General features: G+C 68.4%; 19 protein-coding genes and 1 pseudogene. 11 read left to right on the forward strand and 9 right to left on the reverse strand.

The genetic code is table 11. From position 1 onward, the window contains the following. The first annotated feature begins 22 nt into the window (after nt 1–22). The 4 genes from BM43_RS34375 (at nt 23) to BM43_RS34390 (ending at nt 7,235) form a co-directional block, all read left to right on the forward strand. On the forward strand, nt 23–1,126 hold the full coding sequence (locus tag BM43_RS34375; protein ID WP_036051356.1) for an efflux RND transporter periplasmic adaptor subunit: 1,104 nt from the start codon (nt 23–25) through the stop codon (nt 1,124–1,126). After that, on the forward strand, nt 1,123–4,272 hold the full coding sequence (locus tag BM43_RS34380) for an efflux RND transporter permease subunit (protein WP_036051354.1): 3,150 nt from the start codon (nt 1,123–1,125) through the stop codon (nt 4,270–4,272). Before BM43_RS34375 ends, BM43_RS34380 begins: the two co-directional genes overlap by 4 nt. A 2-nt stretch (nt 4,273–4,274) precedes the next feature. Then, on the forward strand, nt 4,275–5,798 hold the full coding sequence (locus BM43_RS34385; protein WP_036051352.1) for an efflux transporter outer membrane subunit: 1,524 nt from the start codon (nt 4,275–4,277) through the stop codon (nt 5,796–5,798). A 486-nt stretch (nt 5,799–6,284) separates the two neighbouring features. After that, nucleotides 6,285–7,235, forward strand: coding sequence for a LysR family transcriptional regulator (locus BM43_RS34390; protein WP_036051350.1), 951 nt, complete (start codon nt 6,285–6,287; stop codon nt 7,233–7,235). A gap of 42 nt (nt 7,236–7,277) precedes the next feature. On the opposite strand, the gene BM43_RS34395 is transcribed toward BM43_RS34390, so the two are convergent. Next, nucleotides 7,278–8,765, reverse strand: coding sequence for a sigma-54 interaction domain-containing protein (locus BM43_RS34395; RefSeq protein ID WP_255222507.1), 1,488 nt, complete (start codon nt 8,763–8,765; stop codon nt 7,278–7,280). Nucleotides 8,766–9,055: 290 nt separating this feature from the next. On the opposite strand from BM43_RS34395, the gene BM43_RS34400 reads away from it, so the two are divergent. Next, entirely contained in the window at nt 9,056–9,955 is a 900-nt protein-coding gene (locus tag BM43_RS34400) for an MBL fold metallo-hydrolase (RefSeq protein ID WP_036051346.1), read from the forward strand. Next, a pseudogene (locus tag BM43_RS34405) lies at nt 9,853–11,283 on the forward strand (NAD(P)/FAD-dependent oxidoreductase); the annotation flags it as partial. The gene BM43_RS34400 and the pseudogene BM43_RS34405, both read left to right, overlap by 103 nt. A gap of 99 nt (nt 11,284–11,382) precedes the next feature. Here the strand turns inward: BM43_RS34405 and BM43_RS34410 are convergent. The 4 genes from BM43_RS34410 to BM43_RS34425 all read right to left on the reverse strand — a co-directional run bounded on the left by BM43_RS34410 (nt 11,383) and on the right by BM43_RS34425 (nt 15,479). After that, nucleotides 11,383–12,201 carry an ABC transporter permease subunit gene (locus BM43_RS34410; protein WP_013698200.1) on the reverse strand — a complete coding sequence of 273 codons (819 nt, stop codon included), beginning with the start codon at nt 12,199–12,201 and terminating at the stop codon, nt 11,383–11,385. Then, the gene (locus tag BM43_RS34415; RefSeq protein ID WP_013698201.1) at nt 12,198–13,127 is read right to left on the reverse strand and encodes an ABC transporter permease subunit; all 930 of its coding nucleotides are present in this window, start codon (nt 13,125–13,127) and stop codon (nt 12,198–12,200) included. Before BM43_RS34415 ends, BM43_RS34410 begins: the two co-directional genes overlap by 4 nt. After that, nucleotides 13,124–14,275, reverse strand: a complete 1,152-nt coding sequence (locus BM43_RS34420) for an ABC transporter ATP-binding protein (protein ID WP_036053371.1) — start codon at nt 14,273–14,275, stop codon at nt 13,124–13,126. Before BM43_RS34420 ends, BM43_RS34415 begins: the two co-directional genes overlap by 4 nt. Before the next feature lie 109 nt (nt 14,276–14,384). Then, complete coding sequence (locus BM43_RS34425) at nt 14,385–15,479, reverse strand: polyamine ABC transporter substrate-binding protein (protein WP_036051344.1); 1,095 nt, start codon at nt 15,477–15,479, stop codon at nt 14,385–14,387. A 526-nt stretch (nt 15,480–16,005) separates the two neighbouring features. On the opposite strand from BM43_RS34425, the gene BM43_RS34430 reads away from it, so the two are divergent. Together BM43_RS34430 and BM43_RS34435 are read left to right on the forward strand one after the other, a co-directional pair. Beyond that, nucleotides 16,006–17,334 (forward strand): phospholipase A, encoded by a 1,329-nt coding sequence (locus BM43_RS34430; protein ID WP_036053369.1) that lies wholly within the window; start codon nt 16,006–16,008, stop codon nt 17,332–17,334. Between the two features lie 49 nt (nt 17,335–17,383). Beyond that, nucleotides 17,384–17,587, forward strand: a complete 204-nt coding sequence (locus tag BM43_RS34435) for a DUF1289 domain-containing protein (protein ID WP_013698205.1) — start codon at nt 17,384–17,386, stop codon at nt 17,585–17,587. A 102-nt stretch (nt 17,588–17,689) separates the two neighbouring features. Here BM43_RS34435 and BM43_RS34440 read toward each other — a convergent pair whose 3' ends face one another. Both BM43_RS34440 and BM43_RS34445 read right to left on the reverse strand, forming a co-directional pair. Next, a complete protein-coding gene (locus BM43_RS34440) occupies nt 17,690–18,331 on the reverse strand; it encodes an OmpW/AlkL family protein (RefSeq protein ID WP_013698206.1) in 642 nt (213 codons plus the stop codon). Nucleotides 18,332–18,396: 65 nt separating this feature from the next. Then, nucleotides 18,397–19,587, reverse strand: a complete 1,191-nt coding sequence (locus BM43_RS34445) for an NAD(P)H-dependent flavin oxidoreductase (protein ID WP_036051343.1) — start codon at nt 19,585–19,587, stop codon at nt 18,397–18,399. Between the two features lie 219 nt (nt 19,588–19,806). Between BM43_RS34445 and BM43_RS34450 the strand changes: the two genes are divergently transcribed. After that, the gene (locus tag BM43_RS34450; protein WP_036051342.1) at nt 19,807–20,433 is read left to right on the forward strand and encodes a LysE family translocator; all 627 of its coding nucleotides are present in this window, start codon (nt 19,807–19,809) and stop codon (nt 20,431–20,433) included. Nucleotides 20,434–20,539: 106 nt separating this feature from the next. Here BM43_RS34450 and BM43_RS34455 read toward each other — a convergent pair whose 3' ends face one another. Together BM43_RS34455 and BM43_RS34460 are read right to left on the reverse strand one after the other, a co-directional pair. Further along, nucleotides 20,540–22,132 carry an ABC-F family ATPase gene (locus tag BM43_RS34455; protein ID WP_013698209.1) on the reverse strand — a complete coding sequence of 531 codons (1,593 nt, stop codon included), beginning with the start codon at nt 22,130–22,132 and terminating at the stop codon, nt 20,540–20,542. Nucleotides 22,133–22,432: 300 nt separating this feature from the next. Next, a complete protein-coding gene (locus BM43_RS34460; RefSeq protein WP_036051340.1) occupies nt 22,433–24,751 on the reverse strand; it encodes an AsmA family protein in 2,319 nt (772 codons plus the stop codon). 132 nt (nt 24,752–24,883) lie between these two features. Between BM43_RS34460 and BM43_RS34465 the strand changes: the two genes are divergently transcribed. Both BM43_RS34465 and BM43_RS34470 read left to right on the forward strand, forming a co-directional pair. Next, entirely contained in the window at nt 24,884–25,603 is a 720-nt protein-coding gene (locus BM43_RS34465) for an ABC transporter ATP-binding protein (RefSeq protein ID WP_036051338.1), read from the forward strand. Then, nucleotides 25,600–26,418, forward strand: coding sequence for an ABC transporter permease (locus tag BM43_RS34470; protein ID WP_036051336.1), 819 nt, complete (start codon nt 25,600–25,602; stop codon nt 26,416–26,418). The genes BM43_RS34465 and BM43_RS34470 overlap by 4 nt, the downstream gene beginning before the upstream one ends. Nucleotides 26,419–26,483 lie beyond the last annotated feature (65 nt).

Below are 26,483 nucleotides of genomic sequence, written 5' to 3' on the forward strand. Positions count from 1 at the left end.
CGCCTTTCCTCATGAGGTTGCCGTGAATGCATCCGGACCCCGCGCAGTCGTCCTCCTGGGCGCCGCGCTGCTCGTCGCCGCGTGTCATCCCAAGGACAACGGGCCGCCGCCCGCCGCCCGCCCGGTGGTGGCCACGCCGATCGCCGCCGACGGCACGACGGCGGCCGCCATCCTGCCCGGCGATATCGAGCCCCGCTACGCCACGCCGCTGTCGTTCCGGATCGGCGGCAAGATCATCGAGCGCAGCGTGCGGCTCGGCGATACCGTGAAGAAGGGCCAGGTGCTGGCCCATCTCGATCCTTCGGATCCCGAAAAGAACGCGGCCAGCGCCCAGGCCCAGCTCGACGCGGCCAGCCACGCGCTGACCTATGCCCAGCAGCAGGTCGAGCGCGACCGCGCGCAGGCGCGCGAGAAGCTGATCGCGCCGGCCCAGCTCGAACAGACCGAGAACGCCTATGCCTCGGCGCGCGCGCAGCGCGACCAGGCCGCGCAACAACTGGCGCTGGCGAAAAACCAGCTGCAATACACCAGCCTGGTGGCCGATCATGCCGGCTACATCACGGCCGAGCAGGCCGATACCGGCCAGAACGTCTCGGCCGGGCAGGCCGTCTACCAGCTCGCCTGGTCGGGCGACGTCGACGTGGTGACCGACGTGCCCGAGACCACTCTCGCGGTGCTGCAGCCGGGCCACGAGGCGGGCGTCACGCTGCCGGCCCTGCCCGGGCGCAGCTTCCAGGCCCGCGTGCGCGAGATCGCGCCGGCCGCCGATCCGCAAAGCCGCACCTATCGCGTGCGTCTCACGCTGGCCGAGCCGGATCCGGCCGTGCGGCTCGGCATGACCGCCAACGTCGCGCTGGCCGGCACGGCCGCCGACGGCGCGCGCTACACGCTGCCCTCCACCGCCCTGTTCCACGAAGGCCCGAACCCGGCGGTCTGGGTGATCCGCCGCGACGACACGCTGGAGTTGCGCCGCGTCGGCATCGCGCGCTACGGCGAGAACACCATCACCGTGTCGCAGGGCCTGCAGGCCGGCGAGCGGGTGGTCCAGCAAGGCGTGCATGCCGTCAGCGCCGGCGAGAAGGTGCGCGCCGTGGCGCCGCTGCACGCGGAGGACGGCGCGTCATGAGCGAGCGCGAGGAAAGCCGTTTCAACCTGTCGGCCTGGGCGCTGCGCCACCAGGCGCTGGTCGTCTACCTGATCGTGCTGGCCACCGTGGCCGGCATCCTGGCCTATACGCGCCTGGCGCAATCGGAGGATCCGCCCTTCACCTTCCGCGTGATGGTGATCCGCACCTTCTGGCCCGGCGCGAGCGCGCGGCAGGTGCAGGAGCAGGTCACCGACCGGATCGGCCGCAAGCTGCAGGAAACCCCCGCCATCGACTTCCTGCGCAGCTATTCGCGCCCCGGCGAGTCGATGATCTTCTTCACCATGAAGGATTCGGCGCCGGTCAAGGACGTGCCGGAAACCTGGTACCAGATCCGCAAGAAGGTCGGCGACATCGGCTCGACCCTGCCGCAGGGCGTGCAGGGCCCGTTCTTCAACGACGAGTTCGGCGACGTCTACACCAACATCTGGACCCTCGACGGCGACGGCTACTCGGCCGCCCAGCTGCACGACTACGCGGACCAGTTGCGCACCGTGCTGCTGCGGGTGCCGGGCGTCGGCAAGGTCGACTACTTCGGCGACCCCGACCAGCGCATCTTCATCGAGGTCGACAACGCGCGGCTCACGCGCCTGGGCATCTCGCCGACTCAGCTCGGCCAGGCGATCAACGCGCAGAACGCGGTAGCCTCCTCGGGCGTACTGACCACCTCGAACGATCGCGTCTACATCCGCCCGAGCGGCCAGTTCGACTCGGTCGAGCAGCTCGCCGACATGGTGGTGCGCATCAACGATCGCACCTTCCGGCTGGGCGACATCGCCACCGTCAAGCGCGGCTACGACGATCCGCCCGTCACGCAGATGCGCTCGAACGGCCGCGCCGTGCTCGGCATCGGCGTGACCATGCAGCCCGGCGGCGACGTGATCCGGCTCGGCAAGGCGCTGGAGGCCACCACCCGGCAGTTGCAGACGCAACTGCCCGCCGGCCTCAAGCTCGCCGAGGTATCGAGCATGCCGCAGGCGGTCTCGCATTCGGTGGACGACTTCCTGGAGGCGGTGGCCGAGGCGGTCGGCATCGTGCTGGTGGTGAGCCTGGTGTCGCTCGGGCTGCGCACCGGCATGGTGGTGGTGATCTCGATCCCGATCGTGCTGGCCATCACGGCGCTGTTCATGAACATGTTCGGCATCGGCCTGCACAAGGTCTCGCTGGGCACCCTGGTGCTGGCGCTGGGCCTACTGGTGGACGACGCGATCATCGCCGTCGAGATGATGGCGGTGAAGCTCGAGCAGGGCTTCAGTCGCACCCGCGCGGCGGCCTTCGCCTATACCAGCACGGCCTTCCCGATGCTGACCGGCACCCTGGTGACGGTTTCGGGCTTCCTGCCGATCGCGCTGGCGCAATCGAGCACCGGCGAATACACGCGCTCGATCTTCGAGGTCTCGGCGATCGCGCTGATCGCCTCCTGGTTCGCCGCGGTGGTGCTGATTCCGCTGCTCGGCTACCACCTGCTGCCCGAGCGCAAGCGCGACGGCCACGAGGGGCCGCTGAGCGCGCATCACGACGATCACCACGAGGCGCACGACATCTACGACACGCGCTTCTACAAGCGGCTGCGCGGCTGGATCGGCTGGTGCATCGAGCGCCGCTTCGTGGTGCTGGTCATCACCGTCGCGTTGTTCGTGGTGGCGCTGGGCGGCTTCTCGATGATCCCTCAGCAGTTCTTCCCGAGCTCGGACCGCCCCGAGCTGCTGATCGACGTGCGGCTGCCCGAGGGCGCCTCGTTCCCCGCCACGCTGGAGCAGACCAAGCGCCTGGAGAAGGTGCTGGAGAACCGGCCCGAGATCGACCACACGGTCAGCTTCGTCGGCACCGGCGCGCCGCGCTTCTACCTGCCGCTGGACCAGCAACTGGCGCAGCCGAACTTCGCGCAGTTCGTGGTCACGGCCAAGTCGGTGGAGGCGCGCGAGAAGCTCGCCAGCTGGCTGGCGCCGACCCTGCGCGAGCAGTTCCCGGCGATCCGCTGGCGCCTGTCGCGGCTCGAGAACGGCCCGCCAGTCGGTTATCCGGTGCAGTTCCGCGTCAGCGGCGACAGCATCGCGACGGTGCGCTCGATCGCCGAGAAGGTGGCGGCCCAGGTGCGCCAGGACGCGCGCTCGGTGAACGTGCAGTTCGACTGGGACGAGCCGGCCGAGCGCTCGGTGCGCTTCGAGCTCGACCAGAAGAAGGCGCGCGAGCTGAACGTCACCTCGCAGGACGTCTCGAACTTCCTCGCCATGACCCTGCAGGGCACCACCGTCACGCAGTATCGCGAGCGCGACAAGCTGATCGCGGTCGACCTGCGCGCGCCGAAGGCCGATCGCGTCGATCCGTCCCGGCTCGCCACACTGGCCATGCCCACGCCGAGCGGCCCGGTGCCGCTGGGCACGCTCGGCCGCTTCAAGGACACGCTCGAGTACGGCGTGATCTGGGAGCGCGACCGCCAGCCGACCATCACGGTACAGGCCGACGTGCGGGGCGGCGCGCAAGGCATCGACGTCACGCACGCGATCGACAAGCAACTCGACGGCCTGCGCGCGCAACTGCCGGTGGGCTACCGGATCGAGATCGGCGGCTCGGTCGAGGAAAGCGGCAAGGCCCAGGCCTCGATCAACGCGCAGATGCCGCTGCTGGCGATCGCCGTGCTGACCCTGCTGATGATCCAGCTGCAGAGCTTCTCGCGCGTGCTGATGGTGGTGCTGACCGCGCCGCTCGGCCTGATCGGGGTGGCCGCCACCCTGCTGCTGTTCGGCCAGCCATTCGGCTTCGTGGCGATGCTGGGGGTGATCGCGATGTTCGGCATCATCATGCGCAACTCGGTGATCCTGGTCGACCAGATCGAGCAGGACATCGCCGCGGGCCACGGCCGCTTCGACGCCATCGTCGGCGCCACGGTACGGCGCTTCCGGCCCATCACGCTGACCGCGGCGGCCGCCGTGCTGGCCTTGATCCCGCTGCTGCGCTCGAACTTCTTCGGGCCGATGGCGACCGCGCTGATGGGCGGCATCACCAGCGCCACGGTGCTGACGCTGTTCTACCTGCCGGCGCTCTATGCCACCTGGTTCCGCGTCAAGGCGAGCGAGCGCGACGACGCGCAGCGAGCGCCGACCGAACCCACGTCCCACGGAGCCTGACGATGAAACGCCTGACCTATCGTTGCCAGCCCGCGCTGCATGCGGCGCGCCCGCTGGCGGTGGCCGCGGCGCTGTCGGCCTCGCTCGCGCTGAGCGGCTGCTCGCTGTTCGCGCCGAACGACGCGCCGCCCGCCATGCCGTCGCCAGCCCATTACGGCGCCGCGCCGCTGCCCGAATCCACCGTGGCCGCGCAGGGCGTGGCCCAGCACTTCACGGTGGGCGCCCAGCCGGTGCCGGACTGGTGGAAGCAATACCGCTCGGACCGGCTCGACGCGCTGGTCGACGAGGGGCTGCGCGCCAGCCCCAACCTGGCCGCCGCCGAGCACTCGCTGCAGGCCGCGCGCGAGCAGCTGCGCGCGCAGATCGGCAGCTCGCTGCTGCCGAGCGTCGACCTCGGCGGCCAGACGGCGCGCGAGCGCGGCCTGGGCGTGCCCTCGTTCGGCCCGCCGACCGCGCTCTACAACCTGTTCGTCGGCCAGCTCCAGGCCAACTACACGATCGACCTGTTCGGCGCCGCGCGCTTCGCCAACCGCGAGCTGCGCCAGCGTGTCGACGTCACGGCCTTCCAGCTCGAATCGACGCGGCGCGCGCTGGCCGCCAACATCGTCACGGCCGCCATCACCTCGGCCGCGCTCGGCGAACAACTGCGCACCACCGAGCGCCTGGTCGCGCTCGCCAGGGAGCAGGCCGCCGACACCGCGAGCCGCTACCGGCTCGGCTCAGCCTCGCGTTCGGACAGCTACGGCGCCGAGCAGAGCGCCGCCTCGCTCGAAGCCTCGCTGCCGGCCCTGCGCCAGCAATGGCTGAGCGCGCGGCACGCGCTGGCGGTGCTGATCGGGCGCACGCCCGACCAGGCACCCGACGATCTCGCGCTGGCCGAGCTGCAGTTGCCCGAGGACGTTCCGGTGGTGGTGCCCTCGCGCCTGCTCGAGACGCGCCCCGACATCCGCGCCGCCGACGCGGCGCTGAAGGCCTCGGCGGCGGCCGTCGGCGCGGCGACCGCCCAGTTGTTCCCGCAGATCTCGCTGTCGGCCTCGCTCGGCCAGGCAGGCTTCAAGTGGCCGCTGGCGCTGTCGGGCGCGGGCGGCATCTGGAGCGTGGGCGCCTCGCTGACCCAGCCGCTGTTCCATGGCGGGGCCCTGCTGGCCCAGCGGCGCGCCGCGCAGGCCAGCTACGCGGCCGCGGTCGAGCAGTACAAGGCCACGGTCCTGTCGGCGTTCCAGAACGTGGCCGACTCGCTGGCCGCGCTCGACAACGATGCCCAGGCGCTCGATGCCTCCAGCCGCGCGGCCGAGGCCGCGCGCGGCGCCGCCGACGACGCCGCGGCCCGCGTGCGGCTGGGCGCGCTGCCGCCGTCGGCCAGCCGCGCCAGCGAGCAGCAGTATCGCAATGCGCAGCTCGATGCGATCCGCGCAACCAGCTCGCGGCTCGCGGACACGGCGCGGCTGTTCCAGGCGATGGGCACGCCGCCGGATCCGGCGGGCAAGGTGGCGGCCCAGCCGGCGCCGGACGCGGCGGCTAAATAGGCGAAGCGGGCAAGGACGGTGGCGTGCCCGGCGGCACTGCCATCATTGCGGGATTTCCATATCATCATTTCGTCTCGTGAATGGAATCCCGCATTCCGTCCGATGAATAAATGGACGGATTCGAACACAAACTCCCAATAACTTTACTAAACAACACTTTACTAAAACGCCGCGAATTCCCACCGATGCCGCGATTCATCCCGAGCAGGATCCAATCGCGATTTCCCGTGCCGAACAGGCCAGCCCACGCGACTTTCCGCCTTTCATCCCGCCCCTTCCTCTGGATTGTGAATCGAATTTTCGATCACGACATTCCGATTCATTCAAACGGTAATCGCCGCTGATTTGCCGCGCAACACCCTCAGAGTCTGAGATTTCGAAGGGATTAGTGTTTTCCCGTGGATTAGCCGTGTTATTGTTTTTCCGGGCCATTCAAACGCATCCGTTTGACTCCGTTTCCTCAATAACCATACGAACGAGCTTCCAATGGACACACTCGTCAGCATGCAGGTATTCCGCCATATTGTCGAAATCGGCAGCTTCGTCGGTGCAGCCGAACGAATGGGCATGTCGTCGGCCATGGCGAGCAAGCACGTCGCGCATCTGGAAAGCCGGCTCGACGCCCGGCTGCTGCATCGAACCACCCGGCGCGTTTCCCTGACCGAGGCCGGACGTGAGTACTACGAACGAGTGGTGCCGGCGCTGATCGAGATCGACGAGGCCAGCCAGTCGGTCAACACCGAGGCGATCGTGCCGCGCGGGCGGCTGCGCGTGGTGTCACCCTCCTCGTTCGGGTTGCGGCACCTGGTGGGCGCGGTCACCGACTACACGGCGCGCTACCCGGAAGTGAACGTCGACGTGGCGATCTCCGACCGCGTGCTCGATCCGGCCGACGAGCGCTACGACATCGCGATCCTGGTCACGCCTTCGAGCACCAAGCCCGCCTCGCCGTTCGCGCGGCCGCTGGCCACCGCGCAGATCCTGTTCGTCGCCTCGCCAGCGTATCTCGCCGAGAACGGCACGCCAGCCACCCTCACCGACCTGGCCGCGCACAACATCCTGCAGGACAGCAACGGCGCGGGGCCGCTCGACTCGATCGCGCGCGAGGCCGCCATCGCCTCGCGCGTCGCGCTGAACAGCAACCTCAGCGTCAACCAGCCGGAAGCCTTGCGGATCGCCGCGGTCAATGGCGCCGGCATCGCCCTGCTCGGCACCGACGTGACCGGCGACGACATCGACGCCGGTCATCTGGTGCCGCTGCTGCGCGACGTCTCGCCCACCCGCCGGCTGTCGATCCACGCCACGCTGGGAGGCAGCCCGCGTGCCTCCACCACCAGCCGCTCGTTCGTCGACTTCCTGGCCGAGCGTTTCGCGCAGCGCCCGCTGTGCGCCTCGCTGGACCCGGTGCCCGCCGCCGCGCCGATGGCGCTCGCCTGAAGCCGGCGCGCGGCCCACTCGGCCGATGGCATCCGCGAGGAATCAGAGGTCGCGGCCCGCGAGACCGAGCGCGCGCATGCGCCGATACAGCGTGCGCTCGCTGATGCCGAGCCGCGCCGCCAGCGCCTTGCGCGAGCCGCGAAAGCTGCGCGCCACCTGGCGCAGCGTGTCGTCGTCGGGCGCGCCGCGCGCGAGGCCCGCCTCGGGCGGCGCCTGCAGCGCCTGCGGCAGGTGCTCGGCGCGGATCACGCCGTCGTCGGCGAACAGGCAGGCGCGCTCCAGCACGTTGCGCAATTCGCGGATATTGCCGGGCCAGGCATGGGCCTCGAGGCAGGCCCGCGCGCTTTCGTGCAGCGTCCAGGGACGCGCGCCGGGCCGGCCGTCTGCAATGCGGCGCAGGATCGACTCGGCCAGCAAGCCGATATCGCCGGGCCGCTCGCGCACCGGCGGCAGTTCGATCGGAAAGGCGCTGATCCGGTAATAGAGATCCTGGCGGAAACGGCCGTCGCCGATCATCTCGCGCAGCGGCTGGTGGGTCGCCGCGACCAGCCGGAAGTCGGCGCGCAAGGCCTCGATGCCGCCCACGCGCCGGAACGTGCCCGACTCGATCAGCCGCAGCAGCTTGACCTGCATCGAGGCCGGCACGTCGCCGATCTCGTCAACGAACAGCGTGCCGCCCTGAGCCGTCTCGACCAACCCGGGCTTGCGCTGGTTCGCGCCGGTGAAGGCGCCCTTCTCGTAGCCGAATAGCTCGCTCTCGAACAGCGATTCGGCGATGCCCGAGCAATCCACCACCACGAAGGGCCCCGCCGCGCGCGGGCTGGCCTCGTGCAGGGCCCGCGCGAACAGCTCCTTACCCGTACCCGATTCGCCGAGCAGCAACACCGGCAGCATCGAGGGCGCGACGCGCTGCAGGGCCGACAAGGCGCCGTTGAAGGCATCCGAGCTGCCGACCAGGCCGCCCGCGCTGGGCCGCGCGGAGGCGCTGCGCACGGTGGTCAGCCGCTCGACATAGGCCACCACCGCCCCCTCGCCGTCGAACACCGGACGCATCTCGACATCCACGTGCTCGGGCCCGCGCGGCGTGTGATGGATATGCAGCACGCGCGAGGCCGCGCCCGACTCGAGCGCCGCGCGCATCGGGCAATGCTCGCCGGCCTGGTCGCAAGGCACCTCGTAGTGATGCGAGACGCGATAGCAGTGACGCCCGACGTGCGCGCGGCCGGCGCCGCCGAACTGCCGCTGGTAGGCGCCGTTCGCGGCGAGGATCCGGTAGTCGGGATCGACCACGATCATCGGCTGCGGATCGTGCTCGAGGTAGGAAACCAGCGCGCCGAGGCCGGCCGGCGAGGTGGCCGGCACGCTCGCGCCCGATGGACCGGCGGCGGCCGTCGCCGGCGCGAGCGGCTCGAGCGGCACGATCGGGATCGTGCGCCGGGCATCGGCAACACGCTCGGCGCGAGGCTGGCCGGCATCCTCGGCAACATCGGGCGCGGGCATGGAGCGATGGGAGGGACGACGCGTGGACATGGAAGCAGGCTCGGGCGGCCGCGGCCGCGAAGGGACAGACACACAGGACAAACGAATCGCCGCCGGCGCCAACACGGCAGGCCGACGGCGGCGACTGCCAATTCTGCCATGACACTGCCATCGATGGCAGCAATTCATCGCACGCTGCCGCGCCCGTCCGGCGCGGCGCTTCCCGGCGCTCGAAAAAATCGCCGTCATATCAAATAATTAAGGAAAACACGCGCCAGCCTTGGTGGGCTGGCACGCATCTTGTCTCGATTCGATGTTTTCCGCTTTCGGAGTGCCGTTCGATGTCCGCCCCTGCCTTCACCGTCGAGTCGTTTTTCGATCCCGCCACCAGCACGGCCACCCATGTCGTCCTCGACACGGGCTCGCACGAGTGCGCGATCATCGACTCGGTGCTCGATTTCGACCCGAAGTCGGGCCGCACCAGCCACGCCAGCGCCGAGCGCGTCGCCGAGCACGTCGAATCGCTCGGCGCGCGCGTGCGCTGGCTGCTGGAAACCCATGTGCATGCCGACCACCTGTCGGCCGCGCCCTGGCTGCAGGCACGCCTGGGCGGCGAGATCGCGATCGGGCGCGACGTCACCCAGGTGCAGAAGGTGTTCGGCGCGCTGTTCGATGCCGGCCCCGGCTTCGTCGCGGACGGCCGCCCGTTCGACCGGCTGATCGACGAAGGCGACACGCTCGAGCTGGGCGCGCTCGCGATCCGCGCCATCCACACGCCGGGCCACACGCCGGCCTGCATGACCTACCTGGTCGCGCGCGCGGACGGCGGCTCGGCGCCGGCCGAGACGGCCGCCTTCGTCGGCGACACGCTGTTCATGCCCGACTACGGCACGGCACGCTGCGATTTCCCCGGCGGCGACGCACGCACGCTCTATCGCTCGATCCGCAAGGTGCTGAGCCTGCCGCCCGACACGCGCCTCTATCTGTGCCACGACTACCAGCCCGACGGCCGTCCCGTGTGCGTGGTGACCACCGTCGCGGCGCAACTGCGCGACAACATCCATGTCCACCAGGGCATCGACGAGGACAGCTTCGTGGCGATGCGCACCGCGCGCGATGCCACGCTGGCGATGCCGGTGCTGATCCTGCCCTCGGTGCAGGTCAACATGCGCGCCGGGCAACTGCCCGAGCCGGCGCCGAACGGCATTCGCTACCTGAAGCTGCCGATCGACGCGCTGTGAACCGCGCCGCCCCCAACCCGCATTCCCCCGAAGGAGTCCGCACCATGTCCGCAACGTCCTCGACGATCGGCAGCGCCGGCGTGCCCGCCGCGCGCCACGACATCGTGATCGTCGGCGCCGGCGCCGCCGGCATCGCCACCGCGGCCAGCCTGCTCAGGCGCGAGCGCTCGCTCGACATCGCCCTGGTCGATCCGGCCGGCACGCATTACTACCAGCCGGGCTGGACCCTGGTCGGCGGCGGCGTGTTCGAGGCGCCGGCCACCGCCCGGCCGATGGAAGCGGTCCTGCCGCACGGCGTGACGCGCATCCGCGCGGCCGTCGCCGCGTTCTCGCCCGAGCAGGACCGCATCACGCTGGAGGGCGGCGCGAGCATCGGCTACCGGCAGTTGATCGTGTGCCCCGGGCTGGAGCTGAACTGGGCCGGCATCGAAGGGCTGGCGGACACGCTCGGCAAGCACGGCGTGACCTCGAACTACCGCTACGACCTCGCGCCCTATACCTGGCAACTGGTGCAGGCGCTGCCGCGCGGACGCGCGATCTTCACGCAGCCGCCGATGCCGATCAAATGCGCAGGCGCGCCGCAGAAGGCCATGTACCTGTCGGCCGATCACTGGCGCCGCGCCGGGCGCCTGAAGGACATCGAGATCGAGTTCCACCTGGCCGGCAACGTGCTGTTCGGCGTGCCGGACTATGTGCCCGCGCTGATGGATTCGGTGCGCGGCTACGGCATCGACCTGCGTTTCGGCGACCAGTTGGTCGCCGTCGACGGGCCGGCCCAGCTCGCGCGCTTCCGGCGCGCGCGCCCGGAGGCCGAGGGCGGCGGCAGCGAGGAGATCGAGCGCGAGTTCGACCTGCTGCACGTGGTGCCGCCGCAGCGCGCGCCGGGCTTCGTGCGCGACAGCGCGCTGGCCGACGCGGGCGGCTGGGTCGACGTCGACCCGGCCACGCTGCGCCATCGCCGCTACGAGAACATCCACGCGCTCGGCGACGCCACCAACACCAGCAATGCCAAGACCGCGGCGGCCGCGCGCAAGCAGGCGCCGGTGGTGGCCCACAACGTGCTGGCCACGCTCGGCCGCGCGCGCGGCGTGGCGCGCTACGACGGCTACGGCTCCTGCCCGCTGACGGTCGAACGCGGCCGCGTGGTGCTGGCCGAGTTCCTCTATGGCGGCAAGGTCGCGCCGACCTTCCCGGGATGGCTCAACGACGGCACGCGCCCCTCCAGGCTGGCCTGGTTCCTGAAGGAGAGCCTGCTGCCGAGGATCTACTGGAACGCCATGCTCAAGGGCCGCGAGTGGTTCGCGCGGCCGGCGATCAGCGAAGGCTGAAGCCCCCTCGCAAGCCTCGTCAACGACGAAAAGCCCGGCTTCGCTTTGGCGAAGCCGGGCTTTTTCATGCGCAAAGGCGAGGCGCTCGCCTCGCCCGGATCAGACGGCGGCCGCGAGCCGGCGCCGTTCCTTGCGCAGCATGAACATGTTGGCGGCCACCACGCCGATCGTCACCGCCGCGATGAACAAGGTGGCCAGCGCGTTCATCTCGGGGTTCAGGCCGAGCCGCACGCGCGAGAACACCACCAGCGGCAGCGTGGTCGAGCCGGGGCCGGACAGGAAGGCCGACAGCACCAGGTCGTCGATCGACAGCGTAAACGACAGCAGCCAGCCCGACACCAGCGCCTGCGAGATCAGCGGCAGCGTGACGGTGAAGAACACCTTCAGCGGCGTGGCGCCGAGATCGAGCGCGGCCTCCTCGAGCGAGGGATCGAGCTCGCGCACGCGCGACTGCACGATGATCGCCACGTAGGACAGGCACAGCATCACGTGGCCGAGCCAGATCGTGAACATGCCGCGCTGCGCGGGCCAGCCGATCCACTTGGCCAGCTCGATGAACAGCAGCAGCAGCGAGATCCCCTGGATCACCTCGGGAATCACCAGCGGCGCGTTGATCATGCCCGAGTAGAGCGCGTGGCCGCGAAAGCGCCCCATGCGCGCCAGCACGTAGCCGGCCCAGGTGCCGATCACCACCGAGGCGCAGGCGGTCAGCACGCCGATCTTCAGCGACAGCCAGGCGGCCGCGATCAGCTCGTCGTCGCTCAGCAGCGCCGAGTACCAGCGCGTCGAGAAGCCGGACCAGACCGTCACCAGCTGCGACTCGTTGAACGAGTAGACGATCAGGCTCAGGATCGGGATGTACAGGAAGCCGAAGCCGAGGGCCAGCGCGACCAGGCGCAGATAACGATTCGGCATCATTTGCGACGGCCCTCCAGTTCCTTCGCCTGGAAGTGCTGGAACGCCGCCATTGGCACCAGCAGCAGCAGCACCATCGCGCAGGTCACCGCCGAGGCCATCGGCCAGTCCGCGTTGTTGAAGAACTCGTTCCACATGACGCGGCCGATCATCAGCGTGTTCGCGCCGCCGAGCAGTTCCGGGATCACGTATTCGCCGACCGCCGGGATGAACACCAGCAGGCAGCCCGCGATGATGCCGTTTTTCGACAGCGGCAGCGTGATGGTCAGGAAGGCCTTCCAGGGCTTGGCGCCGAGGTCGTAGGCGGCTTCCAGCAGGCGCAGGTCCATCTTCACCAGGTGCGCGTAGAGCGGCATCACCAGGAAGGGCAGATAGGTGTAGACCATGCCGATGTAGACTGCCACGTTGGTGCGGTACAGCTCGATCGGCACGTGGATCAACCCGATCCAGATCAGGAAGTTGTTGAGCAGGCCGTTGTTCTTCAGGATCCCGATCCAGGCGTAGACGCGGATCAGGAACGAGGTCCAGAACGGCAGCATCACCGCCATCATCAGCAGGTTGCGCGAGGCCGGGTTCGAGCGCGCGATGTAGTACGCCATCGGGTAGCCGAGCAGCAGGCACAGCAGCGTGGTGACCGCCGCCACCCACACCGAATTCACGTAGGTCGCGAAATACAGGCTGTCGGTGAACAGGAAGGCGTAGTGTGCGAGGTTCAGCTTGATCGTCAGCGCGCCGTCGGCGAACGAGGTCAGCTCCGTGTAGGGCGGAATGCCGAGCTCGAGCTCCGCGAAACTGATCTTCACGACCAGCACGAAGGGCACCGCGAAGAACAGCACCAGCCACAGGAACGGCCCGGCGATCACGGCCGCGCGCCCGCTCAGGCCGAGCTTGCGCACCGGCCACCGGAGGAACGTCGACAGCGCGCTCATGAGGTCAGCACCACGCCGGCCGAGGCGCTCCAGCGCACGTAGATCTCGTCGTTCCATTCGGGCGTGTCGATCTCGGACAGCGCCAGGCTGGTGGCGTTGGCGATCACGGTCTTCCCGGAGTCGAGGCGGATGTGGTACAGCGAGTAGCCGCCCATGTAGGCGACGTTGGCGACCACCCCATGCGCCCAGTTGTAGGCGCCCTCGGCCGGCTTGCGCGTGAGCGCGATGCGCTCGGGGCGCACCGAGACGGTCACGGCCATGCCCAGCGGCCCGGTGATGCCGTGGCTCACGTGCATGCGGCACGGCAGGTCGGGCGACTCGATGTAGACGTAATCGGGCTCGTCCTCCACCACCTTGCCCTCGAACAGGTTGGTCGAGCCGATGAATTCGGCCGAGAAGCGGCTGTTCGGGTATTCGTAGACCTCGCGCGGCGCGCCGATCTGCACGATCTCGCCCTCGCTCATCACGGCGATCCGGTTGGCCATCGTCATCGCCTCTTCCTGGTCGTGGGTGACCATCATGCAGGTGACGCCGACCTTGTCGAGGATGTTGATCAGTTCGATCTGGGTGCGCTGGCGGATCTGCTTGTCGAGCGCCGACATCGGCTCGTCGAGCAGCAGCAGCTTGGGCCGCTTGACCAGCGAGCGCGCCAGCGCCACGCGCTGCTGCTGGCCGCCCGACAACTGGTGCGGCTTGCGGCTCGCGTAGCGGCTCATCTGCACCAGTTCGAGGGCGTCGCGCACGCGTTCCTTCAACTCGGCCCTGGGCACGCCCTCCTGCTTGAGGCCGTAGGCGACGTTCGCCTCGACCGTCATGTGCGGGAACAGCGCGTAGGACTGGAACATCATGTTCACGGGCCGCTTGTAGGGCGGCATCTGGGCGAGGTCCTCGCCGTCGATCAGGATCCTGCCCGAGGTGACGGTCTCCAGCCCGGCCAGCATGCGCAGCAAGGTGGATTTGCCGCAGCCGGAACTGCCCAGCAAGGCGAACAGTTCGCCCTTGCCGACCGACAGATTGACCTGGCGCACCGCGGTGGTATCGCCGAACTGCTTGACCACGTCGACGATCCGCACGAAGTTCGCGGCGTGGTCGGCCTGCGCGGCGGGGGACGGCGCGCCGGCGGACGGCATGCGCGACTGGCTATTCATGATCTGCTGCATCACTCCTGCGTGTTACCAGACAAAGGCGATTGAAGACGAACAAAGCCCCCGGGGGTACCAGGGGCTTGATGGGGCGGGTTCGATTCCGGGCCGAGGCTCAGCGTCCGGACTTGAACTCCGTCCAGAGCCGCGTCTGCAGACGCTGGATTTCAGGCGGCAGCGGCTTGAGCAGGAACAGCGTCTTGACCACGTCGGCCGGCGGGTAGACCGCCGGGTCGTTCGCCACGTCCTTGCTCACGAACTGGCGTGCCGCCGCGTTCGCGCTCGGGTAGTAGACGGCGTTGGTGATCGCCGCATGGACCTTCGGATCCTCGATGTAGTTGATCCACTCGAGGGCCGCTTCCTTGTTCTTCGCATCCTTGGGGATCGCCATCACGTCGAACCAGACCGGTGCGCCGCCCTTCGGGATGTAGTACTCGATCTTGTAGGGCTTCTTCGCTTCCTGCGCGCGGTGCTTGGCGATCACCACGTCGCCCGACCAGCCGTACGCGAAGCAGATGTCGCCGCCGACCAGGTCGTTGATGTAGCCCGAGGAGTTGAACTGCGTGATGTAGGGGCGGATCTTCTTGAGCATCACCATCGCGGCCTGGTAGTCGGCCGGCGAGGTGCTCATCGGGTCCTTGCCCAGGTAGTGCAGCGCGGCCGCGAACATCTGGTCCGGCGCGTCGAGCACCGACACGCCGCAGGCCTTCAGCTTGGAGATGTTTTCCGGCTTGAACAGGATGTCCCAGTTGTCCAGCGGCACCTTGCCGAGGATCTGCTGCGCCTTGTTCAGGTTGTAGGCCAGGCCGGTGGTGCCGTAGGCCCAGGGCACCACGTACTTGTTGCCCGGATCCGCGCCGGCCACCAGGGCCATCAGTTGCGGATCGAGATTCTTCAGGTTCGGCAGCTTCGACTTGTCGAGCGGCGCGAAGATGCCGGCGGCGATCTGCTTGCCCGCGTAGTTGCTGGTCGGCACCACGATGTCGTAGCCCGAGTTGCCGGTCAGCAGCTTGGCCTGCAGCGTATCGTCGCTGTCGTAGTTGTCGTAGCGGACCTTGACGCCGCTTTGCTTCTCGAAGTTCGGGATGGTGTCCTTGGCAATGTAGTCGGACCAGTTGTACACATTGAGCTGCGTATCCTTGGCCGTCGCCGCCGTTGCGGCCACGCACAGCGAGAGGGCCATCAACCGGCCTGCCACCTTTGCTTTCATCCCGTTCTCCCGTCCGGCCGTGCTCCGGCCGGTATCGACTGTGTCGTCACGACGGCGTCGCCTCGGCAACCCGTCCCTCAAAACCCCGAAAAGTAACACTAATCCCGTGGTGTCACAAAAAAATCGCATCGCTGTCGCGCAAACGGAACACCGGTTTCCGGCAGGGCCGCCGCGCCGCCCGCGCTCCCGAACGGGATCGGGAAGTGCGCGCATTTTATCGGGTTATGGACGGCTGTCCACCCGAAAAAATGTCGGGTCGAGGATGGGCTCGACCCGTTGCCCGACTCCGCGCAAACCAGCTTGGCACGCGCACCGTTACCGGGCCCATGGCGGCGCGACCGAAGCTTGCGATCAAACGCCACGGGGCGCGCCCTCACCTCGCTCGCGGCCAAGCCGGGCGGGGCTCCCGCCACCGATCCGATTCGACCCTGCGACTGAATTACAATATGCCGACCCTTCGCAGTGTCCGCGCAGTATCCGTGTTGCGACACGACTTTCCACCGTGCCTCGTCAATCCATCGATCTCATGCGCCACCGTCCCGCTTTCGCCGTTTTCGCCGCTTCCCGCGCTTTCGCTCACGTCCCGTCATCCGCCGCTCGCCGGCACCCGCTCGGCATCCTGGCTTGCGCCGTCGTACTGGCCTTCGCGGCCAATACCGCGCAGGCCACGGTAGCCCTGGTGCAACCGGCGCGCGAAGCCGCGGCCGATGCGCCGCTCACGCTCACGCTGATCTATTCGGACGATGACACGAAAGCGCTGCCGGTCAGCGTGCCCGACACGCTCGAGGTGACCGTGACCAATGCCGAGCAGCCGCCGGTGCCCGTCAAGCTGCTGCGCGAGGCCGGCGTGCCCGAGCGCTTCACGCTGAAGGCCGGCCAATACCGCAAGGTGAGATTTTCCGCGCCCTGGCCGGACAGCGCGCGCGGCACGGTGACCATCACGCCGGTGGGCTTCGATGCCTCGGCGGCCGTGGTTTCGCTGAACCGCAGCGCCAATCAGTTCGCCGTGGCACGCGCCGAAACCGCCGAGGCGCATCAGGCCAGCCCCGCCGGCGTGGCGGCGGCCGCCTCGGGCGTGGCCGCCACCGCCGGCACGCCGCAGCCGACCGGCGACGCGCTGACCACCGGCGCGCAAGGCCTGTTGTCGAGAATCTCGTACTACGAACCGATGTACATCGGCGTGGGCGTCAACGGCGATGTCAGCGCCAAGCTGCAGTTCAGCTTCAAGTACCGGCTGCACATGCCCGACAACCCGGCCTCGCGCTCGCTGCTGGACAATCTCTATTTCGCCTACACGCAGACCTCGATCTGGGACCTGTCGGCCGATTCGAAGCCGTTCCGCGACACCAGCTACAAGCCGCGGCTGTTCTACTACGTCGCAGACACGGGCCTGCACAGCCCCTGGTTCACGCGCATGGGCTTCGCCGCCGGGATCGGGCACGAGTCGAACGGCAAGGCCGGGCCGGATTCGCGCAGCCTCAACATCCTGTTCGTGCAGCCCACCTGGGAATTCGGCGACCTGACGAGCTACCACTGGCAGGTCTCGCCGATGCTTTATTACTACCTGGGCATCAGCGACAACCGCGATATCGCCGACTACCGCGGCTACATGGACCTGGTCGTCAAGTACGGCAGCCCCGACGGCTGGCAACTGTCTACCACGCTGCGCAAGGGCACCCACCACTGGTACGGCAGCGTCGACACCCAACTCTCCTACCCGCTCGCCAAGCTGTTCGGCAATGCCTGGGGTGGTTATGTCTGGATCGGCTATTTCAACGGTTACGGCGAGGACCTGCTCGACTACAACCAGCGCCAGCACTGGATCGCGCGGGTGGGCGTGAGCATCGCGCGCTGATGCTTTACCATTACGCATTGCCGCACCAGCCCCGACCCAACGACGCACCATGAGCTCCAATCTTCACGACAAGCCCGACAGCCCCTGCATCGGCGTCTGCTCGACCCTGTTCGACGACGTCTGCAAGGGCTGCGGCCGCACCGCCTTCGAAGTGGCCAACTGGGTTTTCATGAGCGAGGAAGAAAAGGCCGCCGTATGGGAGCGCATCACGCTCGACGGCACGGCCATGCGCTTCAAGTACGACAAGATCTGAGCCTCCCGCCCGCGCCGCCGGCTCGCCCTTCGAGCGCCGGACGCAAAAAAGGCGGCACGCGAACCGCCGTGCCGCCCAACCCCAACGCTTGAATCCGTTCGATCAGAACTTCATGCCGACACCGAACCCGACGATCAGCGGGTCGATGTGCAGGCGGCCGATCGATTGGCCGCCGAGCGTGGCATCGGTATGCATCCAGAGCTTCTTGATGTCGAAGTTGACGAAGAACTGCTTGCTGACCTGGACGTCGACGCCGAACTGCAGCGCGGGCCCGAAGCTGCTCTTGTGGACCGCCACGCCCTGGCTGCCCACGTGCAGCCCGTCGTTGTAGAAGAAGGTGTAGTTCAGGCCCGCGCCGATGTACGGGCGAACCCGGCCCGCATGATTGAAGTGGTATTGCAGCAGCAGCGTGGGCGGCAGCACGTTCACGCCGCCGAGCGGGCCGAGATTCGAATTGACCTGGTGACGCGAGGTACCGAGGATCAGCTCGACGCCGAGATAGTCACGAATCATGTAGGTGAAATCGAGTTCCGGCACCAGCGCGTTGTTCACGCCGGCGTTGATGTCGGACAGCGTGCCGCTGCCGCGATCGGCCGGCATGATTTCGATGGCGCGCAAGCGCATCAGCACATCGCCCTGCGCGATACCCTGCCCCGGCGACGCCGCCTGGGAGACCGACGGCAGCATCGCGAACACACCTGCGCAGGCCAGCGCGGAAACGATGCAACGGATTTTTTCATTCATGACTTGAGCCCCCTGAGAACGGTATCGATTGTCCGGGGGCACACCTGGCGACGCGTTGACGTCCATCAAGCCAGCGAAAACGTAGGACGGTTTGTCGCAGGCTCGGGCGCGGTGCCGGTCAGCAGCAACGCGAGCAGGTCGCGCACGCTGCGGATCGCGTTGCCGAAGGGCAGCGCTTCCCGGCCGCGGAAGAACAGCCCGTTGGCGACGTCGCCGCGCAGCGCGGCGGCCAGGCGCGTATCGATACAGAAGTGCCCGAAGCGCTCGATGCCGTCGCGCAGGCCGCAGACCGACAGGCATTCCAGCGCAGTCGGACAACGCTGCCGCAGCGCGCCGAGCTTGCTGCGAATCCGCGCCTCGTGGCGCAGGTAGCGCTCGAGCCAGGGCGTGCGCACCGCGCGCGCGGGCAGGCCCGTGACGCTGATGAAATCGACGATGTCCTCGGGACGCGCCTGCACCAGCACCTGCTTGAAGGCCGGATGCGCATCGCCCTCCTCGGTGACGGCGAAGGGCGTGCCGACCTGGACGCCGTCGGCGCCGAGCCCGAGCGCCTCGCGCACCGCCTGGTGGCTGTTGATGCCGCCGCCGACGATCAGCGGGATCGCCTCGCGCGCGAGGCCCAGCGCCTCGATCGTCTGGCGCGTCTCGCCGAGCACGCGCGCGAAATCGAAGCGCGCGTCGTTGGCCTCCTCGATGCGCGACACGCCGAGATGACCGCCCGCATGCGCGGGATGCTCGATCACGATCGCATCGGGCAGGCGCCCCTTCTTCATCCACTTCTTCAGCACCAGGGCGATGCCGCGCGCGTCGGACAGGATCGGGATCAGCGCGATATCGTGCCCTTCGGTCAGCTCGGGCAGGTCCAGCGGCAGGCCGGCGCCCATCACGATCGCGTCGGCGCCGGCATCGCAGGCGAGGCGCACATAGTCGGCATGGCTGCGCACCGCCTTCATGACATTGACGGCGATCATGCCGTGCCCCTCGCTCCAGCTACGCGCGCGCTCGATCTCGCGGCGCAGCGCCTCGAGGTTGGCCGCCTCGAGCGTGTCGCGATCGGGCCGGGCACGGCAGCGCGCGAGCAGGTCGGCATGGTGATGGCGCAAGTCGATGCTCGCGATGGTGCCGAGCGCGCCCTCGCGCGCGACACTGCCGGCGAGCCGATGCGCGGATATGCCCACGCCCATGCCGCCCTGCACGACGGGAAGCAGGGAACGGCGGCGGATCGTCAGCGGGGCGAAGGGAATGGCAAGCGTCATGGTGAGCCTCGTACGGGCAGCGTCGAAGAAGGCTCGATGATCGGGGAATGGCGGATACGGGGGTTGACGCGCGTCAAGCGCAAGCTGCGACGGGGCCAAGCGGCACTGGCTGGACTCGAGGATGCGCGCAGTTGCCGAGCCGCCGGCTTGCTAATATCGCCACGTGCCGCCCGTGCCGATTCGTGCCGCAAACCCTCGCCCCCTCTTCTGGAGCACACGATGACGTTTTCCACCCTGCTGGTCTTCAGCCTCGTCATGCTGGCCGGCATCGCCACGCCCGGGCCGACCGTTCTGCTCGCGCTCAGCAACGCCTCGCATTTCGGCCTGCGCCGCGCCAGCTTCGGCATGGCCGGCGCGCTCGCCGCCGACCTGCTGCTCGTGACCCTGGTCGCGCTGGGGCTCGGCGCGGTACTGGCCGCCTCGGAGACGCTGTTCGTGGCGCTCAAATGGCTCGGTGCCGCCTGGCTAGCCTATGTCGGCTGGCGGCTGCTGCGCGCCTCGGGCCAGGCTGCCGGGCCCGATCCCGAACGCGTCGCGCCGGCGCGTCGCGCGCTGTTCCTGCGCAGTTTCTTCATCGCGATGAGCAACCCCAAGTACTACCTGTTCATGACGGCACTGCTGCCGCAGTTCGTCGATCGCGGCCAGCCGGTGGCCGCGCAGTACTTCGCGCTGGGGCTGACGGTCGGCGCGCTCGACGTGGTCGTGATGACGGCTTATGCGCTGATCGGCATCAGGTCGGTGGCGCTGTTTCGCGAGCGCGGCGTGCGCTGGATGAATCGCATCAGCGGCGGCATGCTGTTGCTGCTGGCGGGATCGGTGGCGCTGTATCGGCGCGGTACCCACTGAAGCGAACCGCCGGCGCCCGGCGCCGCCCCAAAGAGAAAACGCGGCGATCGATGATCGCCGCGTTTCGCGTGAAAGGCCGGAGCCGGTGCAAACCCGGCCAGCTTGATCAGGCCTTTTCCTGCGTCGCCAGGAAGTCCTCGTAATTACCGCCGAAGTCGTTGAGCGTGCCGTCGGTGCGCACCTCGATGATGCGATTGGCCAGGCCGCTGACGAACTCGCGGTCGTGCGAGACGAAGATCAGCGTGCCCTCGAACTGCTCGAGCGCGATCTGCAGCGACTCGATCGACTCCATGTCCATGTGGTTGGTCGGCTCGTCCATCAGCAGCACGTTGTGGCGGCCCAGCATCAGCTTGCCCCAGATCATGCGGCCCTTCTCGCCGCCCGACAGCACCTTCACCGACTTCTTGATGTCGTCGGCCGAGAACAGCAGGCGGCCCAGCGTGCCGCGCACCATGGTCTCGTCGTCGCCTTCCTTGCGGTAGTTGTCGATCCACTCCATCAGCGTGACGTCGTCCGGGAACTCCTCGTAGGTGTCCTGCGGCATGTAGCCGACGTTCGCGTTCTCGGCCCACTTGACGCTGCCGTGGTCGAGCTCGAGATTGCCGAGCAGCGCGCGCAGCAGCGTGGTCTTGCCCGCGCCGTTCTCGCCGATGATGGCGATGCGCTCGCCCGGCTGCACCGACAGGTTGAAATTGCTGAAGATGGTGCGCTCGTACTTCTTGGTCGCCTCTTCCGCCACCACTGCGATGTTGTGCAGCTTCTTCTCGAACTCGAAGCGGATGAACGGGTTCTGGCGCGACGAAGGCTTGAATTCCTCGATCTTGATCTTGTCGATCTGCTTGGCGCGGCTGGTGGCCTGGCGCGCCTTGGACTTGTTCGCCGAGAAGCGGCGCACGAAGTCCTGCAGTTCGGCCACGCGCTCCTTGGCACGCGCGTTGGCATTGGCCTGACGCTCGCGCGCCTGCGCCGAGGCGAGCATGTAGTCGTCGTAGTTGCCCGGCCAGACCTTCAGCGTGCCGAAGTCCATGTCGGCCATGTGAGTGCAGACCGAGTTCAGGAAGTGACGATCGTGCGAGATGATGATCATCGTCGAGTTGTACTGGTTGAGCGTGTCTTCCAGCCAACGGATCGAGTTGATGTCCAGGTTGTTGGTCGGCTCGTCGAGCAGCAGCACGTCGGGCTTGGAGAACAGCGCCTGCGCCAGCAGCACGCGCAGCTTCCAGCCGGGGGCCACCTCGCTCATGGTGCCGTTGTGCAGCTTCTCGTCGATGCCGATGCCCAGCAGCAGCGCACCCGCGCGCGCCTCGGCGTCGTAGCCGCCGAACTCGGCGAACTTCGCCTCCAGCTCGGCCGCGTGCATGTAGTCGTCGTCGGTGGCTTCCGGGTTCGCGTAGATCGCGTCGCGCTCGGTCATGGCGGCCCACATTTCCGTGTGGCCCTGCATCACCACGTCGAGCACGCGCACGTCCTCGTAGGCGAACTGGTCCTGGCGCAGCTTGCCCAGGCGGATGTTCGGCTCGAGCGCGACATTGCCGCCGCTGGGCTCGAGATCGCCGCCGAGGATCTTCATGAAGGTCGACTTGCCGCAGCCGTTCGCGCCGATCAGCCCGTAGCGGTTGCCCTCCCCGAACTTGACCGAGATGTTCTCGAACAGGGGCTTGGGCCCGAATTGCATCGTGATGTTGGCGGTAGAAAGCACAGCGTGGCCTGTTAAGTGGTAGTTCGACGTAAACCCGACATTTTAGCAGGTCTCGGTGACGCGCTGTACTCGGTGCCGCGGGCGGCACGATGGAAGGAAAATCGGGCGGGATCGTGGTGTTTCGGAAGCGGCAAGGCAAGGATCGCGCGAATGGACCGGGACCTCGACCCCATTTTGGCGTCATGCGACACGACCGCCAGATCCCGCGCACGCGAGGGACGGCGGGCGGCCGGCAAGGCGCCGACATCGCGCCGACCAAGGGTGCCAAGTGCCCCTCGCGCGATGCCGGCGCCTGCCGCTTCAATGCTTCTTCGCGCCCTCCGCGGCCGCCTTCTTCATCTGCTGCGAGGCATTGAGCTGCGCGAACAGCTCCGAGCACGGCACGTCGCGGTTGTTGCTCGGCGCGATCAGCGGGATCAGCGCGGCGAACGGGTTGATGATGCCCAGGCCCACCGCAGCGCCGGCCCGCAAGGCCAGCGCGCCGACGTTGACGCCCACCTTCGGGTTCTTGAAGGTGCCCTTCACGTAGAGCGGCGAACGCAGCGAGAACACGCGGAAGCCCTTGGTCTGCGGATGGATCTGCAGGTCCATGCCCTCGTCGCGCAGGTTCACGTTGCCGTCGACGCGGATCACGGCGTCGTCGGTATCGAGCGCGAACAGCTTGGAGTTCAGGATGCCGTCGGTGGCGACGAAGTCGACCGCCGCGCAGTTGATCTTCACGTCGCGATTGCCGAACAGCTTCTCGTAGACCACGTTGGCGACGTTGAGCCCCGCCGCCTCCATCAGCAGCCGGCTGATCGCGCCGTCGGTGACCAGCGCCTTGACCTCGCCCGTCGAGGTGGCCGCCAGCGCGGCCGGCGAGTTGCCGGAAGCCGCCAGCGTGGCGTCGCCGTTGATCTCGCCGAAGGCCGATTGCATCACCTTCGCGGTCGGGAACAACTGCTTGAGCTTCAGGTGCCGCGCGGCCACCGAGAAGCGGCCCTTGAGCGGCGTGCCGCTGCCGTCGAGCCGCGCCTCGGTGGACAGCGTGCCGCCGGCCACGCCGAAGCGCAGCGGCGTGAGCGAGAGCACGCCGTCCTGCATCACGATATGGGTGTAGAGATCGCTGATCGGCAGGTCCTTGTTCTTGATCAGCTTGCGGCCCGTGAACTTCACATCGGCGTCCAGCGCCTTCCAGCGATCGGTGCGGAAGGTCTCGACCGGCAGCACGCGATCGGCAGGCTGCCTGGTGGTATCGCCGCGCGCGCGCTTGCTCGAGGCGCTGTCGGCGCCCACCACCGGCGCGAGATCCGAGAACTGCAGCAGGTTCGAGACCAGCTCGCCCGAGAGCAGCGGGCGCGGCGCGCGCTGCGCATAGCTGAGCGTGCCATGCAGGTCGCTGCTGCCCACCCGGCCGTCGAAGTTCTCGTAGCGGAAGGTGCTGCCGTTGCGGCGGAACTGGCCGATCAGCCGGCCTTCGGTGGCATAGGGCGGCGTATCGGGCAGGGTGACGCCCGTCAGCGCGTACAGATGCGACATGCTGGTGCCCTGCAGCCAGAGCCGCAGGTCGATGGCGGCGAGCTGCATCGGGTCGGTCAGCGTGCCGACGATCGCCAGGCGCGTGTCGCCAGCCTTGATGTCGGCCTGCAGCGGGAACGGGCGGGTGGCGTCGCGCACCGCGAGCACGCCGCCGATCTTGCCGGTGCCGTCGATCGGCACGTTCTTGTAGCGGCCCTTCACCACCAGGCCGAAGGCATAGGTCGGCGCGGGCGGCGTGGCGGCGGCACCGCTGGCCGCCGAGGCGGCAGCCACCGCGGCATCGGCGGACGAGGCGCTGCTCGCGGACGAGGCCTGCGCGACCGACGCGTCGCCGGCGGATGCGCCCGAGGCCGTCGAAGCCGCCGCGATCGAAACCGACGAGGCACCCGAAGCAGCGGAAGCCGCGGCCGCAGCCGACGCCGCCTCGATCTTCTTCGTCAGTTGCGCGGCCCCGGCCTTGCCGACGCGCTGCGCCGAGGCCGCGCGCGAGGTGGCCTCCTGCTGCTTGAGCACCTCGCCGAGCGGGATCGGCTGGCCGAGCGTGTCGATCGCGACATTCAGGTCGGCCTTGGTGATCGCGTCACGATAGCTCACCGTGCCCTTGGCGAAACCGAAATCGTGAAGCTCGACCTTCCAGGTCGACGGCTCGCCCGACTGCTTGAAGGAAAAGGTCCAGTTGTTGCGGCCGTCGGCGAGCCGCTCGATGTCGAGCGCGGGATTGACGATGTCGATCGAGGGGATCACCACGCGATGCGCGAGCAGCGGCAGCACGGCGAGGTCGAAATGCGCGGCGTCGAGCGTGGCGAAATGCGGGGATTTCGTCCAGTCGGGATTGCCGATCACGATGTTGTTGGCGGTGAAGCTCGGCCAGGGTATCCAGGCGCGCCAGCCGGTTTCGCCGGAGGGACGGCGCCAGCCGACCTTGAGGTCGCCCTGGATCGCGAACGGCCGGCCGATCTCGGTGCTGACGCGTTCGTTGATATACGGCCTCGCGCGATTCCAGTCGAACGTGAGGATGAAGACGACGAGCGCGGCGATCAGCACCAGGATGATGCCGACGATCCAGGCCGCCGATTTGCCGATGACTCGGGTAAGCGTCATGCCGGGCTCCAGTTTTTTCTTATCGAGACAAGACAACGGGCGCAAGGCCGCGCCAGACGACTTGCAAGCAGGTTATCGGTATTATGGCATCGCGCGCGAGGCGTCCTTCTCCCTTTACCATTTCTTGCATTTATGACACCAGCCGGCCTGATCGAAGCCCGCGGCCTGACCCGTCGCGACCCAGTCTCGCAAAGGGTGTTGGTGGCGCCGACCGACTTTCTTCTCGCCGCGGGCATGCGCGTTGCTGTCACCGGTCCGTCCGGATCGGGCAAGAGCGTGTTCCTGCGCGCGCTCGCCCTGCTCGATCCGATCGACGGCGGCGCCCTGCTCTGGCGCGGCGCACCGGTTGCGCGCGCATCGATCACGCGCTACCGCCGCGGCGTCGCCTATCTGCGCCAGCGCCCTGCCGCCTTCGACGACGGCAGCGTCGAGGATCTGCTGCGCTACCCGTATTCGCTGGCCGTCTATGGCGACCTGCGCTTCGATCGCGCCCGCGTGGCCGAGCTCGCGATTCGCGCCGGCCGCGCCGACGATTTTCTCGACCAGGCCGCCAGCGAACTGTCGGGCGGCGAGGCGCAGATCGCCGCGCTGCTGCGCGTGCTGCAGCTCGAACCCGAGGTGCTGCTGCTCGACGAACCGACCGCCGCGCTCGATCCCGAATCGGCGCGCGCGGTCGAGACGCTGGTGACGGCGTGGTTCGAGGCCGCGCCCGAGGCGCGCGCCTATATGTGGGTCTCGCACGATCCGGCGCAGGCGGCCCGGGTCGGCTCGCGCCAGGTGAGGATGCGCGCCGGCGTGCTCGGCGACGCCGACGAGCCGGGCAGCCAGGACCAAGACGAGGCAGCGCGATGAGCCCGGTACTGCAGGACCTGAGCCTCGGCGACGTGGCGATCGCCGCCGCGCTGGTGGCGGTCAATGGCGCGCTGTCCTTCGCGCTGTCGCTGGGCCTGGGCCGCCAGTTGGCGATCGCCGCGGTGCGCACCGTGGTGCAGTTGCTCGCGATCGGTTACGTGCTGGGCTGGGTGTTCGGTCATCCGAGCTGGACCGTGGTGCTGCCGCTGATGATCCTGATGACGCTGGTGGCCGGCTTCGCCGGCGCCGCGCGCGGCGAGCGCACCTACGCGGGCCAGCGCATCGACAGCATCGTGTCGATCTGGGCGGGTTCCTGGGCGGTCGGCGCGGTCGGGCTGTTCGTGGTGATCCGCATCCATCCCTGGTACGAGCCGCAGTATGCGATCCCGATCCTCGGCATGATCCTCGGCAATGCGCTGACCGGCGTCGGGCTCGGCGTCGAACGCATGACGGGCGAGCTGACCGCGCGGCGCGACCGCATCGAGACCGCGCTGGCGCTCGGCGCGACGCGCTGGGAAGCAGCCCGGGACGCCGCGCGCCAGGCCGTGCGCGCCGGCATGCTGCCGACCCTGAACCAGATGGCGGTGGTCGGCATCGTCAGCCTGCCGGGCATGATGACGGGCCAGGTGCTGGCCGGTCAGCCCCCCCTGCAGGCGGTGCGCTACCAGATCGTGGTCATGTTCCTGATCGCGGCGGCCTCGGCGCTGGGCACGGTCGGCGCGGTGCTGCAGACCTACCGGCGCCTGTTCTCGGCCGACCACCGCTTCCTGTCCGCGCGCCTGGTCGAGCGCAAGCCGCGCAGGAAGCGGCGCTGAACGGCGCCTCGGCGAGCGGCCGAGGAGAGACAAGACAAGGCGAGGCGAGGCGAGGCTTACGACAG

Origin of the sequence: Burkholderia gladioli (genome assembly GCF_000959725.1) — a bacterium.
Lineage (GTDB): Bacteria > Pseudomonadota > Gammaproteobacteria > Burkholderiales > Burkholderiaceae > Burkholderia > Burkholderia gladioli.

Excerpts from the sequence above, each read along its gene's own strand:
- BM43_RS34380 (WP_036051354.1), top strand. The coding sequence starts at position 1,123 with ATGAGCGAGCGCGAGGAAAGCCGTTTCAACCTGTCGGCCTGGGCGCTG.
- BM43_RS34385 (WP_036051352.1), top strand. The coding sequence starts at position 4,275 with ATGAAACGCCTGACCTATCGTTGCCAGCCCGCGCTGCATGCGGCGCGC.
- BM43_RS34390 (WP_036051350.1), top strand. The coding sequence starts at position 6,285 with ATGGACACACTCGTCAGCATGCAGGTATTCCGCCATATTGTCGAAATC.
- BM43_RS34395 (WP_255222507.1), bottom strand. The coding sequence starts at position 8,765 with ATGTCCACGCGTCGTCCCTCCCATCGCTCCATGCCCGCGCCCGATGTT.
- BM43_RS34400 (WP_036051346.1), top strand. The coding sequence starts at position 9,056 with ATGTCCGCCCCTGCCTTCACCGTCGAGTCGTTTTTCGATCCCGCCACC.
- BM43_RS34410 (WP_013698200.1), bottom strand. The coding sequence starts at position 12,201 with ATGATGCCGAATCGTTATCTGCGCCTGGTCGCGCTGGCCCTCGGCTTC.
- BM43_RS34415 (WP_013698201.1), bottom strand. The coding sequence starts at position 13,127 with ATGAGCGCGCTGTCGACGTTCCTCCGGTGGCCGGTGCGCAAGCTCGGC.
- BM43_RS34420 (WP_036053371.1), bottom strand. The coding sequence starts at position 14,275 with ATGAATAGCCAGTCGCGCATGCCGTCCGCCGGCGCGCCGTCCCCCGCC.
- BM43_RS34425 (WP_036051344.1), bottom strand. The coding sequence starts at position 15,479 with ATGAAAGCAAAGGTGGCAGGCCGGTTGATGGCCCTCTCGCTGTGCGTG.
- BM43_RS34430 (WP_036053369.1), top strand. The coding sequence starts at position 16,006 with ATGCGCCACCGTCCCGCTTTCGCCGTTTTCGCCGCTTCCCGCGCTTTC.
- BM43_RS34435 (WP_013698205.1), top strand. The coding sequence starts at position 17,384 with ATGAGCTCCAATCTTCACGACAAGCCCGACAGCCCCTGCATCGGCGTC.
- BM43_RS34440 (WP_013698206.1), bottom strand. The coding sequence starts at position 18,331 with ATGAATGAAAAAATCCGTTGCATCGTTTCCGCGCTGGCCTGCGCAGGT.
- BM43_RS34445 (WP_036051343.1), bottom strand. The coding sequence starts at position 19,587 with ATGACGCTTGCCATTCCCTTCGCCCCGCTGACGATCCGCCGCCGTTCC.
- BM43_RS34450 (WP_036051342.1), top strand. The coding sequence starts at position 19,807 with ATGACGTTTTCCACCCTGCTGGTCTTCAGCCTCGTCATGCTGGCCGGC.
- BM43_RS34460 (WP_036051340.1), bottom strand. The coding sequence starts at position 24,751 with ATGACGCTTACCCGAGTCATCGGCAAATCGGCGGCCTGGATCGTCGGC.
- BM43_RS34465 (WP_036051338.1), top strand. The coding sequence starts at position 24,884 with ATGACACCAGCCGGCCTGATCGAAGCCCGCGGCCTGACCCGTCGCGAC.
- BM43_RS34470 (WP_036051336.1), top strand. The coding sequence starts at position 25,600 with ATGAGCCCGGTACTGCAGGACCTGAGCCTCGGCGACGTGGCGATCGCC.